We start from the raw sequence: 12,570 nt of genomic DNA, 5'->3' as shown, positions 1-12,570 counted from the left end.
GGCGTCGCGCCGCGCCGATTATTCAACGCATGATGATTTCATCGCGTGATGAATTCTCGGGGTCGGGCCCGGCCGTCGCGATCGATCACCTGAGGGTGGTGCGCGGCAAGCGGCCGGTACTGCACGACCTCTCGGTACAGATCGCCCCAGGCACAATCACCGGCCTGCTCGGGCCGTCTGGCTGTGGAAAGACCACCCTGATGCGCTGCATCGTCGGTACTCAACTGATCACCGACGGCCGAGTAGAGGTGCTGGGCAGTCCGGCCGGCTCCCCCGTACTACGCCACCGGGTCGGCTACATGCCACAGCAGGCCACCATCTACGACGACCTGCGGGTGATCGACAACGTGCGGTACTTCGCCGCACTCGCCGGCGTGGACGCACGCGACGCGGACGACGCGATCGAGGCGGTGGACCTGCGCAAGCACCACGGCGACTACTGCGCCAACCTGTCCGGCGGCCAGCGCGCCCGGGTCTCGCTGGCCTGCGCCCTGGTCGGCCGGCCGGACCTGCTCGTGCTCGACGAGCCGACGATCGGCCTGGACCCGGTGCTGCGCGCCGAGCTCTGGCAGCAGTTCTCGGCGTTGGCCCGGCGCGGCACCACATTGCTGGTGTCCAGTCATGTGATGGACGAGGCCGACCACTGCGGCGATCTGCTGCTGATGCGCGAGGGCTGGCTGCTGGCGCGTACCACCCCGAGACGACTGCGAGAGGAGACCGGATGTTCGTCGATGGAGGAAGCGTTCCTGTCCATCATCCGGCGCACCACCGCGCCCCGAGCCGGGTGACCGGATTCCTGCAGCTGCGGCCCTTCGTGGCCACCACGCTGCGAATCCTGCGCCAACTCGCCGGTGATCACCGCAGTGTCGCGATGATCTTGGCTGTGCCCAGCCTGGTCATCACGCTGATGTACTTCATGTTCTCGGGCGCCGTGCACCCGCCGGGCACCCCGTCGCCGTTCAATGCCGCCTGTCTAATCCTGCTGGGACTGTTCCCGCTGTTTCTGATGTTCGTCATCACCGCGATCACCATGCAGCGCGAACGCGCATCGGGAACCCTGGAGCGCATCTTGACCACCCCGCTGCGCCGGGTCGACCTGCTCGCCGCCTACGGGACGGCGTTCTCGATCGCCGCGGCCGCCCAGGCCAGCCTGGCGTGTGTTGTCGCGTTCTGGCTGCTGGATTTCCACACCGTGGGCAGCCCGGCCTGGGTGTTCGGGATCGCGATCATCAACGCGATGCTCGGTGTCGGCCTGGGGCTGCTGTGCAGCGCGTTCGCCCGCACCGAATTTCAGGCCGTGCAGTTCATTCCGCTGGTGATGGTGCCGCAGCTGTTGCTGGCCGGAATCATCGTGCCGCGCGCGGCGATGCCCGAGTGGCTGCAGTGGGTGAGCAACGCGATGCCGGCCAGCTACGCCCTCGAAGCGCTGCAGCAGGTGGGCACCCACCCGGAACTGACCGGTGTCGCGGTGCGCGACATCGTCATCGTGCTGGCGTTCGCGGTCGCGGCACTGGGACTGGCCGCGGTCACCCTGCGGCGACGGACGCCGTGATGGCCACCGCATCAAACAGCCGTAAGCCGGGCCGCCCGTCGGGCGCCTCCGACAACCGAGACAAGATCCTGACGGCGGCCCGAGACTTGTTCGCCCGCAATGGTTTCGCGAACACCTCAATCCGAGCGGTGGCCGCCGCGGCGGGCGTCGACGCGGCGCTGGTGCACCACTACCACGGCACCAAGCAGCAGCTGTTCGCCGCCGCGGTCGAGCTGCCGATCGATCCGATGACGGTGCTGGGGCCGCTGCGCGAGACACCGGTCGAGGTACTCGGGCGCACCCTGCCCGAACTGCTGCTGCCACTGTGGGATTCGCAGGCCGGCACCGGACTGATTGCGGCGTTACGCTCCATGCTCACCGGGACCGAGGTGCCACTGGCTCGGTCGTTCTTCCGGGACATCGTGATCGCCGAGCTCGCCCCGCGAATCGACGAACCGTCAGGAACCGGCGTCCTGCGCGCCGAGTTCGCCGCCAGTCAGTTGATGGGCGTCGTGGTCGCCCGCTACATCATCGGGCTGGAGCCGATCGCCTCACTGCCGGCGCAGCAGGTGGTGGCGATGATCGCCCCGACCCTGCAGCGTTATCTCACTGGGGATCTGCCGGGCCCGCTTGGTCTATGAGCAGGGCGTGCTCGTCCTCGTTGACGGATTCGGCCTCGTCGATCAGCAGCACCGGAATGTCGTCGTCGATGCGGTAGGCCCGATGCAAGCGCGGGTTGTAGAGCGCATCAGCACCGCTACGCTGCACCAACAGCAGCGGGCCGCGGTCGGCCGGACAGACCAGGATGTCCAGCAGGTCTTGGTCGATCACGGGCGACCACCGGCCAGTTCGGCGCGCACCGCGGCCGTCAACCGTTTGAACTGCCGGGTGCTGGCATCGAAGTACCAGGCGTTGCGTCCGGCCTTGGGCAGCCCGGTCTCGCGCAGCGCACCCACCACCGGGCGGTACACCGTGCTCAGTGACAGGTTGGGCACCAGGTGGATGACATCGGGACCGACACCGGAGGGAAGCGCGGCCACCGCCTCGCTGAGGTCGGCAGCGGTCACCGAGGCACCCGGCTGCACCGTCACCGCCGACACCACCAGGTCCGCCCCCTCGGTCGGCACCCGATAGGTGACCGCCAGATCGACGCCGGTGACGGCGCCCAGGGCATCGGTGATGACCACCGGGAACGCGATCCCGCGATCGGTGCGGACGCTGGATGCGCGCCCGCCGACCAGCCAGTAGTCGCCGTCGGCGTCGCGCCGGAACAGGAACTCCGTGGAAATCCAGGTGTCGGCCGGCGCGAACACGCCCCGCTTGACCGAGGCCGACGGGTCGATCGGTCCACGGGGTTTGGCCAGCAGCACACCGACTTCGTCGGTCTCGGCGACCCGCACGAAACCTCGGTCGTCTTCCAGGATCAGGTCGTGATCGCAGTCGTAGGCGGCCAGTTCCACATCCACCGCTCCGGGCAGCGGGCGCCCCTTGCTGCCGACCTTGGCGCCAGAGACGTTGGCCAGCACGGCCTGACCGTCCTTGGTGGCGAAGAACTCGACGACGTGGGCCGGGGCGAACACCTCGGTGACCCGGTTCCACAGGCCGACGGGCATTCCGGAACCGATGAACAGCCGAACGGGGTGGTTGCCCTGCAAGACGAAGTTCGGATCGTCGATGACCTCGCCGAGCATCGCCCAGGTGTAGGACACCACGCTGACGCCGTACTGGCGCACCTCGGCGACGAACCGGTCCGGGTTCAGGCCGCGCGACAGGGCGATGCGGGCACCGCCGACGACGGCGCCGCCGAGGCTGACCAGTAGCCCGGATTCATGGTGCAGCGGCGTAAGGCAGTAGACGGTGTCGTTGGGGCCCAGCGCCGCTGTCGATGCGGTGCCGAACGCCGAGAGCGCCCAGCGGAAGTTGGTGATCTGCTTGGCCACCAGCTCGCCGGCCGCGTTGCCGAAGGCCACGAACGCCAGGTCGCGGGCGAAGCCCGGGTTCGGCCGGTACCAGCCGGGAAGTTCGACGGCGTCGGGGTCGATCTGTTCCATGTCGACGACGTCGATGTCGGTGGGCAGGTCCAGGTCGCGGGCTTCACCGCCGCCGAGCACCAGTACCTGGCAGTCCAGTTCGCGGGCGGCCGCGCCGGCCAGCTCCAGGGTCTCGGGGTCGACGATGATGTCGGAGATGCCGCCCAGGCGAGCCGCGGGCAGCAGGTCGCCGTCGGTCGGCATCAGTACGGCGACCGCGCCCAGCCGGGACAGCGCCGCGATCGCGACCAGGGCGCTGGGCCGGGTGGCCATCAGCACGCCGACGTGGACGCCTTGGCGCACGCCGACGTCGATCAGGCCGCGGACGACGTTGTCGATGCGCTTGTTGACCGCCTCGTAGGTGTGCACTCGCCCGTCGAACAACAGGAATTCGCCGTCGGGCGAGTCGGCGGCCTGCTCATCGATGATGCGGCCCAACGAGATTCGGGTGTGGTCGTTGATCTGTCCGAGCCGGGCCAGCCGGGGCAGGGTGCGCGCGGTCTCAACGGCCATGGTGCGCACCGATTTCTGCGCCGCCACCATGGCGTCCGCGGCGCCGCGCGCCAGCGTCAGCGCGACCTCGGAGGCCTCACCCAGCCCGTGGGCGATCCGCGACGTCATCGCGACGCCGCGCTTGGCGCCTTCGGAAGGCTGCGCGGACATCAACGCCACCCCCGCCGGCTGCGGGCCCATCCCGGACTGCCACAGCACCCAGCGCGCCACGGTCGGCCAGGTCAGTTCGGCGGCCTTGGAACCCACCACCAGGCCGAAGTGACCTGCCCGCAGCAGGTATTCGAAGACCTTGGCGTCGGGAGCCGCGCGGCGGATCCCGCGGACCGCCGCCGGCTGGCCGATGTCATCGACCTCGCCGACGAATGCCAGCACCGGGCAGGTGATGTCGGTGAGGGTGACCAGCTGCCCGTTGATGGCGAAACCACCGGTCATCATCCGGTTGTGGGCGATGAACTGCTTGAGCAGCTCGGAGATCGCCGGACCCGACCAGGCGATCCAGCCCTCGGACTCCAAGAAGCGGCGCTGCGCCTCGCGCGGCAGCAGGGCCTCGCGGTCGTGCAGCTGGCGCAGGAAGTCCATCCGCGCCTTCGCCGTCTTGAGCGGGTCCATCATCTGGAAGCCCAGGCGCGCCTGCCATCCCGAGATGTCGAGCCGGTTGAAGACATGGTCGGCCATGAAGCCGGCGACACCGGAGGCCAGATTGGGCGGCAGCCCCATCGGCAGCGCGGCCAGGGTGTCGACCGGCGAACCGAACGCGATGATGCTGGCGATGTTCTTCGAATGCCGGTATGCCCCGGTCTGATAGGCGAACATGCCGCCCTGGGAGTAGCCGGCCAGGTGCACGTCGCGCCCGGTGGTCTCGGCGACGGTGTCGATGGCCTGGCTCAGGCCGACGATGTGGTCGGCCAGATTGCGGCGCATGCCGCCTTCGATCTGGTCCGGTGAGCCGAAGTCGATCACCCACGGGTCCACACCGGCGTCGTGCAGAATGCCGACCGCACCCTCGTCGTGGGTGACGTCCCACATGTTTGCCGACATCATCATCGGGTGCACCAGCAGCACCGGCGGCCCGGGCTGCGGTTGGCCCGGTCGGCTGTCCGGCGGGAAATACCGCCGCAGCTTGTACATCGGGGTGCTCTCGACGATTTGGAACGGCGATGGCACCGTTCCGGTCTCGAGGCCGCCCCAGCGCAGAACTTCCAGGCCGTTCTGTGCGGTGGCCATCAGCCACTCGACCGGCCGGGTAATGGCCGACAAGTTCAGATCCACCGCTGCTCCCCTACTTTGCGCTCGATCCTGGAATGACGTGCACATTCTGGCACATCAGGCCGATTCGTCCGGCTGGTTCACCATTCGCCCAGGGGCAGGCAGTACCGTTGCGGCGGTGGCACACCTGCTCGGAGCTGAGGCCCTTCACCTGCGGTACCCCACCGGTGTGGTGTTGGACTCAGTCACCCTAGGGGTGAACGACGGCGCCCGGATCGGAATCGTCGGGCGCAACGGCGACGGAAAATCGTCGCTACTGCGCCTGTTGGCCGGCGCCGCGACGCCGGATTCGGGCCGCGTCACCCGACGCAGCGGGCTGCGAGTCGGGCTGCTGGACCAGGCCGACACCCTCGATCCCGACAGCACGCTGGGGGTGGCGTTGGTCGGTGATCAGGCCGACCATGAGTGGGCGTCCAACCCGCGAATCCGTGACGTGGTCGACGGCTTGGTCTCCGATATCTCGTGGGACGCAACCATCTCCGGGCTGTCCGGAGGGCAACGGCGACGAGTGCAGTTGGCGGCCTTGCTGATCGGCGAATGGGACGTGATCTGCCTCGACGAGCCGACCAACCACCTCGATGTGGAAGGCATCACCTGGCTGGCGCGCCATCTTCAGCAGCGCTGGGCCCGCAGTACCGGTGCCCTGCTGGTCGTCACCCACGACCGGTGGTTTCTCGACGAAGTGGCCACCACCACCTGGGAAGTGCACGACCGCATCGTGGAACCGTTCCAGGGCGGCTACGCGGCATACGTTCTGCAGCGGGTGGAGCGCGACCGGATGGCCGCGGCCAGTGAGGCCAGGCGGCAGAACCTCATGCGCAAAGAGTTGGCCTGGCTGCGACGTGGGGCACCGGCCCGCACCTCCAAACCGAAGTTCCGCATCGAGGCGGCCAACGCGCTGATCGCCGACGTTCCGCCGCTGCGCAACGAAGTCGAGCTGATGAAGCTGGCGACCGCGCGGCTGGGCAAGGACGTCATCGACCTGCTCGATGTGACGGTCTCATTCGACGGTAGACCGGTTCTGCGCGACGTCGAATGGCGGATCGGCCCCGGCGAGCGCACCGGAATCGTCGGCGCTAACGGCGCCGGGAAATCCACCCTGCTCGGTCTGATCGCCGGCACGGTGGTGCCCGACAGCGGCCGGGTCAAGCGCGGCAAGACGGTGCGACTGGGCATGTTGGACCAGCAGTCGGCGGAGTTGGCGACCCTCGCCGAAGATCGGGTGGCCGACGTGCTGGGCCGGCTGCGCAACGACTACCAGGTCGACGGCAAGGAGATGACGCCCGCGCAGCTGCTGGAGCGACTCGGGTTCGGCAGCGCTCAGCTGTCGGCCCGGGTGGGCGAGCTCTCCGGCGGGCAGCAGCGGCGGCTGCAGTTGATGCTCACCTTGCTCGCCGAGCCGAACGTGCTGGTGCTCGACGAACCCACCAACGACGTCGACACCGACATGCTGACCGCCACCGAGGATCTGTTGGACTCCTGGCCGGGCACCTTGATCGTGGTCTCCCATGACCGGTATCTGCTGGAGCGGGTGACCGACAACCAGTACGCGATCCTGGACGGGCGGCTGCGGCACCTGCCGGGCGGCGTCGACGAATACCTGCAGCTGGCCGCCGAGGCCCGTCGAGCACCGGTGTCGCGGCCCGCGGCCACGGCTGCCGACGGTCCGGTTCCGCTGTCGGGAGCGGAACTGCGCGCGGCACAGAAGGATCTGGCCGCCGTCGATCGCCGGTTGGCGCGGCTGGCCGAACAGATCGAGGCCAAGCATCACGAGCTGGCCGCCTTTGACCAGTCCGATCATGTGGGCCTGGCCGAGCTCACCCGGGAACTGCGGGCGCTGGAGGCCGAGGTGGCCGAGCAAGAGGGCCGTTGGTTGGAGCTCTCGGAGCTCCTTGACTAACCCCGAATAGCCGCTTCCGTCCGATGAGTCCCAGCGGCAACGCGGGAGACGCATGTGGGTGTTGCCGATTTGGATAGCGCATGCGCTATCTGTCGGCCGGCGCCGCGGTGGTGATATCGCCGGCGACATCCTTTTTCCACTTCGGTGCCTGGTCGGCCGACGGTGCGAATGTGGCAGGTGTGACTTTCGTCGCGTCAGCGCCGCTCGAAATGCTGGTAGTCCACCGGCGATTTCCAGTTGCCGCCCCAGCGCCATCCGGCGTCGGTGAAGGCACGAACCGCAGCGTCACCGGCATGCAGCAGGCCCGGTTCGATCCGCCGGCGGTCCAGGTAGACCCCGGCGTTGCGCGGCTCGAACCTGCCGTGGTCGACCAACGGATTCAGCAGCGGGTTGACGTCGATGGCACGGCCATAGGCGTGTAGCGCCCAATTGCCCGAGCCTGGGATGCGCCGGCAATTGAACGCCGAGGTGTTGTTGTCCTCCATCGACAGCTCGTCGTCACCGCCCCGATACTGCGCCACCGGTTGCATCCGTTCGATCGGGAACTCCAGCCGGTAGAGCCGGTCGAATATGGCGATGACTTGCGCAACCAGCGCCTGGTTCACGATCAATTCGCCGCGGTGCGGCCGATCGTCGAATCCGAGGTAGGTCAACGAGATCCGCCGCAGCTGCGCGGGGGTGATCGGGCAGCCGCGGTGCCAGGTCGGGCCGAGTTCGGCGGCCGTGACGGGTGCGACGGTGGCGGGCTCGGGTGCGTTGCGGGGCGATGATGCTGCTGGCGCCGAGGTGGGTGGCGGCGGTGCGGCTCCAGTGCACTGTGGCAGCAGCCCGCAGAGCGTGATCGCCGCCATCAGGCGCCACGCGGTCGAGATCTTTCGGCTGCCGTTGATCCATTCACGCTAACCCAGCGTCAGATCTGCTACTGTCGCCGCTTAGGTAAGGCATACCTAATTACTTTGACTCCTGGGAGGCCCCCGTGGCACCGCTCCTCGATTCGTTTCCCCTCGTCAGCACCCTGCGCGACGCGCTGTTTCTGTCCGCAACCGTCGGCGAGGTCGAACAGCTGACGCCGACGATGCGCCGCATCCGTTTCACCGGCCCACGCCTGCGGGGCCTGACCTGGACGCCGGGCCAGCATGTCCGTCTGCAGGTCGCCGGCCTACTCGATTCGGTGCTGCGGCTGCATCCCCACGACGCCTTGCGCACCTACTCCGTCTACGACGCGGATGCCGACGCCGGAACGCTCGACATCGTGATGTTCCAACACGGCTTCGATCCAGACGCCGTGACGCCCGCCCGGCGGTGGGCGACGGCCGTGTCGCTCGGAGACCAGGTCGATTTCACCCGGCCGCAGGGCAACTTCGTCGTCCGCCGTGACGCTGCCTACCACGTGTTCGCCGGGGATGAGACGGCCTCGGTCGCGTTCGCCGCCATGCTGCGGTCGCTACGACCGGACGCGGAGGTGTACGGCGTCATCGAGGCCGCGAGCGAAGCAGATCACCTTCCGCTCACGCGGTCCGTGCCCCAGGTCGAGCGCGGTGACGCCTCGGCCGCGAACTCCCCCGTCCTCGCCGACGCCCTGCGCAACCTCGACCTTCCCGATCACCCCGGCGTCGCCTACCTCGCCGGTGAGGCCCGCACCATCCAAACCTTGCGAAAGATCCTGATCACCGAACGCGGCTGGGATCGACGGCGCATTCGCACCAAACCGTTCTGGACTCCCGGCCGCACTGGCATGGAGTGAGCCCACGACCATGACCACACCCATCTGGATGGCGTTACCCCCCGAGGTGCACTCCACTCTGCTCAGCAGCGGTGCCGGGGCCGGAACCCTACTGGCCGCTGCCGATGCCTGGGCGGTGCTGAGCAGCGAATACGCCACAGCCGCAGCAGAACTCACCACAATCTTGGGTGCCGTGCAGGCCGGATCATGGGACGGGCAAACCGCGACGCGCTACCTTGCCGCGCACGCGCCCTACCTGGCCTGGCTGATGCAGGCCGGTGCGAACAGCGCCAGCGCAGCCGCCCAGCTCCAGACAGCGGCCGGCTCCTACACCGCGGCTCTGGCAGCCATGCCGACCGTCGCCGAACTGGCCGCCAACCGCGCGACGCTGGGCGCGTTGGTGGCGACAAACTTCTTCGGTATCAACGCGATCCCGATCGCCGTCACCGAGGCGGACTACATCCGGATGTGGCTGCAGGCCGCCACCACCATGAGCGTCTACCAGGCTGTCTCCGCGGCGAGCGTCGCAGCAACACCGCAGACGGTGCCGGCGCCGTCTGTTCTCGAGCCGGGTGTCGGTGAGGCGGGGTCCGCCGCCTTCACCGACCCCATCGAGGAATGGCTTTCTGGTTCCGAACATTTCAGCAGCATGTATCGCATGCTCAAGCGGGTGCTGTCGGATCCACTCGGCACCCTGTACCAGGTCGTCGTCGACTTTGCGACCGACCCAGCGGCGGCGGCGACCACCTGGCTGCCGCTGTTCTACCTCTTCGCCTACACAGCAACCTTCGGCGTGATGGGAACGCCGATCTACGCGGCGATCATGGGGCCTGCGGCGTCGGCGGCCATCCCGATCGCGTTGGGATTGTCCGGGCTGGCCGCGATGGCCGAGGTGCCCGCCACCCCGGCACCGACCGTCATCAGCGCACCTGCCCAGGATCTCCCGGCTGCGGTCGTGGTGCCGGCTCCCCCCTCGGCCGCAGTGCCAGCGCCTGCGGCACCGTCGCCGAGCGTCACCACCGCTCCGGCACCACCGGCACCGATTCCGGCGGCCGCCAGCGCCCCGATGGCGCTGTACTACGCGGTTTCCGGCGGCGGGCCCGGCGTCGGCTTCGGCCCCACCATGGGGCAGCCGGCCTCAGCGGCCTCCCGGGCCTCGCGTAGCGCGCGCACCGACGCCGACGCCGCCGCGGTGGCCGCGACCGGGAAGAAGGCCGCGGTACGCAAGCGCCGCATCGCTACGGCCAAAGCCCGCGGCTACCGCTACGAATTCCTCACCATGGCCAGCACCTCAGGCAGCGCCGGGATCGGATCGACCGGCACTGTGGCGAAGTCTGGACTGGCGGACCCGGCCGGACTCACTACGCTGACGGAAGATGCATTCGGCACCCGGGCCACCAGCCCGATGATGCCGGGAAGCTGGACCACCGAGAGCACCCGCGAAGAAGGGAACGGATCACAGCATGCCGCTGAAGGCCCCGGTTGACCCCGATGCCGTCCGATCGTTGTCCACCGCCATGCGGGAAGGATCGCAGGCGGCGCACGACGCCGCCGAGGCCTCGCCGTTTGTGTCAGAACTGATGGGCGGCAAGGTCAACGAACAGGGCTACGTCGATTACCTGTTGCGGTTGCGGATGGTCTACGCCGTGCTGGAGGCCGCGGTACGGGCGAACCGCGACGACGCTCTCGTCGCATCGGTGTACGACCCCGCGCTGGAACGGCTCGCAGCGATCGAGGCCGACCTGGAGTTCTGGGCCGGCGGAGCCGTCGCGGAGGTCGATTCGCCTGCCGCCCAGGCGTACTGCGACCGGATTGCCGCGGCCTCGACCAGCGAGTTGCTGGCCCACCACTACACGCGCTACCTGGGTGACCTCTCCGGCGGCCAGGCGATCGGACGCGTATTGGACCGCACGTTCGAGCTCGGCGGCGCCGGCCTGTCGTTCTACGAGTTCCCGGTGCGGGCGAAGCCGTACAAGGACGCCTACCGTGCCCGCCTCGACGAGCTCGGGCTGGAGCCCGACGAAATCGCTCGCGTGGTCGATGAGGTCAGGCACGCATTCGGACTCAACCAGGACTTGTTCGACGAACTGGCCGACAACCTGGCGTCGTACTACCGCTGATCTCCGGCTGTCCGACGGCGCGCCTGGCTGACGGCTTCGTGGACCGCTGCCAGCTGCTCGGCCACTCGCACCGGTGCGGTACCGCCCCGGGCGCCACGAGAGCCCACCGAGCCCTCGACCGTCAGCACCTCGCGCACCTGCGGGGTGAGGTCCGGGCTGATGGCAGCCAGCTCGTCGTCGGTCAGCTCGTCCAGGCCGACGCCGCGCTGCTCGGCGACCTTCACCGCTGCGCCGGCCGCTTCGTGCGCGATGCGGAACGGAACTCCTTGGCGCACCAGCCATTCGGCGATGTCAGTGGCCAGGGTGTAGCCGGCCGGTGCCAGCGCGGCCATCCGCTCGGTGTCGAACCGCAGGGTGCCGACCAGCCCGGCCATCGCCGGCAACAGCAGCTCCAGCTGAGCCGCCGAGTCGAACACCGGCTCCTTGTCCTCCTGCAGGTCCCGGTTGTAGGCCAGCGGCTGGGCCTTGAGCGTCGCCAACAGGCCGGTCAGGTTGCCGATCAACCGGCCGGACTTCCCGCGAGCCAGCTCGGCGATGTCGGGGTTCTTCTTCTGCGGCATGATCGAGCTGCCGGTCGACCAGGAGTCGTGCAGCACCGCGTAGCCGAATTCCGTTGAACTCCACAAGATGATGTCTTCGGCCAGCCGGGACAGGTCGACGGCGATCATCGCGAACACGAACGCGGCCTCGGCGGCGAAGTCGCGGGCGGCGGTGGCGTCGATCGAGTTGTCCGCGGCGGCGGCGAAGCCGAGTTCGGCGGCGATGGCGTCCGGGTTCAGGCCCAGCGACGAGCCGGCCAGCGCGCCCGACCCGTAAGGCGAGATCGCGGCGCGGGCGTCGAAGTCGAGGATCCGGTCCACGTCGCGCAGCAGCGGGTGGGCATGGGCCAGCAGGTGGTGGGCCAGCAGCACCGGCTGCGCCGACTGCAGGTGCGTCTTGCCCGGCATGATCGCGCTCGGGTGGGCGCCTGCCTGGTGGGCCAGCGCCTCGACCACGTCGAGCACCCCGGCCGCCACCCGGCGGACCGCGTCACGCAGCCACATCCGAAACAGCGTGGCCACCTGATCGTTTCGCGAGCGCCCGGCACGCAGCCGGCCGCCCAGATCGGGCCCGACCCGGTCGATCAGGCCACGCTCCAGCGCGCCGTGCACGTCCTCGTCGGTGACCAGCGGCCCGAAGCTGCCGTCGGCGACGTCTTCGCCGAGGCTGTCCAGGCCGGCCAGCAGGCCGTCACGCTGCTCGGTGGTGAGCAGCCCGGCGCCGTAGAGCACCTTCGCGTGCGCCTTGGACGCGGCCACGTCGTAGGGCGCCAGCACCCAGTCGAAGTGGGTGGATTTGCTCAGCGCCGCCAGCGCGTCGGACGGTCCTTCGGCGAACCGTCCGCCCCACAGTGATCCCTCATTGGTGCTCATGCGGGCCACCTTGTTTCGCCGAGTGGCACTTTCACGACGCCACACCGGTGTGTCGCGTCGTCAGAATGGCACTCG

General features: G+C 68.8%; 11 protein-coding genes. 7 read left to right on the top strand and 4 right to left on the bottom strand.

What is annotated here, in order from left to right; all coding sequences use genetic code 11:
• Positions 1–29 precede the first annotated feature (29 nt).
• The 3 genes from MJO54_RS10600 to MJO54_RS10590 are packed head-to-tail and all read left to right on the top strand — an operon-like array spanning position 30 to position 2,172.
• Positions 30–788 (top strand): ABC transporter ATP-binding protein, encoded by a 759-nt coding sequence (locus MJO54_RS10600; protein WP_046284524.1) that lies wholly within the window; start codon positions 30–32, stop codon positions 786–788.
• On the top strand, positions 722–1,552 hold the full coding sequence (locus MJO54_RS10595; RefSeq protein WP_240175897.1) for an ABC transporter permease: 831 nt from the start codon (positions 722–724) through the stop codon (positions 1,550–1,552). Before MJO54_RS10600 ends, MJO54_RS10595 begins: the two co-directional genes overlap by 67 nt.
• Complete coding sequence (locus MJO54_RS10590; RefSeq protein WP_240175896.1) at positions 1,552–2,172, top strand: TetR/AcrR family transcriptional regulator; 621 nt, start codon at positions 1,552–1,554, stop codon at positions 2,170–2,172. Before MJO54_RS10595 ends, MJO54_RS10590 begins: the two co-directional genes overlap by 1 nt.
• Here the strand turns inward: MJO54_RS10590 and MJO54_RS10585 are convergent.
• Both MJO54_RS10585 and MJO54_RS10580 read right to left on the bottom strand, forming a co-directional pair.
• The gene (locus MJO54_RS10585) at positions 2,138–2,362 is read right to left on the bottom strand and encodes a Trm112 family protein (protein WP_046284527.1); all 225 of its coding nucleotides are present in this window, start codon (positions 2,360–2,362) and stop codon (positions 2,138–2,140) included. The two genes, MJO54_RS10590 and MJO54_RS10585, sit on opposite strands and share 35 nt — an antisense overlap.
• Positions 2,359–5,388, bottom strand: a complete 3,030-nt coding sequence (locus MJO54_RS10580) for an acyl-CoA synthetase (protein WP_105294474.1) — start codon at positions 5,386–5,388, stop codon at positions 2,359–2,361. The genes MJO54_RS10585 and MJO54_RS10580 overlap by 4 nt, the downstream gene beginning before the upstream one ends.
• Positions 5,389–5,458: 70 nt before the next feature.
• On the opposite strand from MJO54_RS10580, the gene MJO54_RS10575 reads away from it, so the two are divergent.
• A complete protein-coding gene (locus MJO54_RS10575) occupies positions 5,459–7,240 on the top strand; it encodes an ABC-F family ATP-binding cassette domain-containing protein (protein WP_064890217.1) in 1,782 nt (593 codons plus the stop codon).
• A gap of 194 nt (positions 7,241–7,434) precedes the next feature.
• On the opposite strand, the gene MJO54_RS10570 is transcribed toward MJO54_RS10575, so the two are convergent.
• Positions 7,435–8,091: a M15 family metallopeptidase gene (locus MJO54_RS10570; protein WP_105294475.1), complete on the bottom strand. Its 657-nt coding sequence runs from the start codon at positions 8,089–8,091 to the stop codon at positions 7,435–7,437.
• A gap of 125 nt (positions 8,092–8,216) precedes the next feature.
• On the opposite strand from MJO54_RS10570, the gene MJO54_RS10565 reads away from it, so the two are divergent.
• From MJO54_RS10565 to MJO54_RS10555, 3 genes are read left to right on the top strand one after another with little or no spacing between them, the layout of a single operon-like run.
• Positions 8,217–8,984: a siderophore-interacting protein gene (locus tag MJO54_RS10565; RefSeq protein ID WP_240175895.1), complete on the top strand. Its 768-nt coding sequence runs from the start codon at positions 8,217–8,219 to the stop codon at positions 8,982–8,984.
• Positions 8,985–8,994: 10 nt separating this feature from the next.
• On the top strand, positions 8,995–10,449 hold the full coding sequence (locus tag MJO54_RS10560; RefSeq protein WP_046284531.1) for a PPE family protein: 1,455 nt from the start codon (positions 8,995–8,997) through the stop codon (positions 10,447–10,449).
• A complete protein-coding gene (locus tag MJO54_RS10555) occupies positions 10,427–11,083 on the top strand; it encodes a biliverdin-producing heme oxygenase (protein ID WP_240175894.1) in 657 nt (218 codons plus the stop codon). Before MJO54_RS10560 ends, MJO54_RS10555 begins: the two co-directional genes overlap by 23 nt.
• Here MJO54_RS10555 and argH read toward each other — a convergent pair.
• Positions 11,074–12,495 (bottom strand): argininosuccinate lyase, encoded by a 1,422-nt coding sequence (gene argH / locus MJO54_RS10550; RefSeq protein WP_240175893.1) that lies wholly within the window; start codon positions 12,493–12,495, stop codon positions 11,074–11,076. The two genes, MJO54_RS10555 and argH, sit on opposite strands and share 10 nt — an antisense overlap.
• Positions 12,496–12,570: the final 75 nt, after the last annotated feature.

The sequence above is a fragment of the Mycolicibacter virginiensis genome (assembly GCF_022374935.2).
In the GTDB taxonomy this organism is placed as follows: Bacteria; Actinomycetota; Actinomycetes; order Mycobacteriales; family Mycobacteriaceae; genus Mycobacterium; species Mycobacterium virginiense.
Note: the sequence above shows the minus strand (reverse complement) of the source record. Positions and strands in the feature narration are given on the sequence as shown.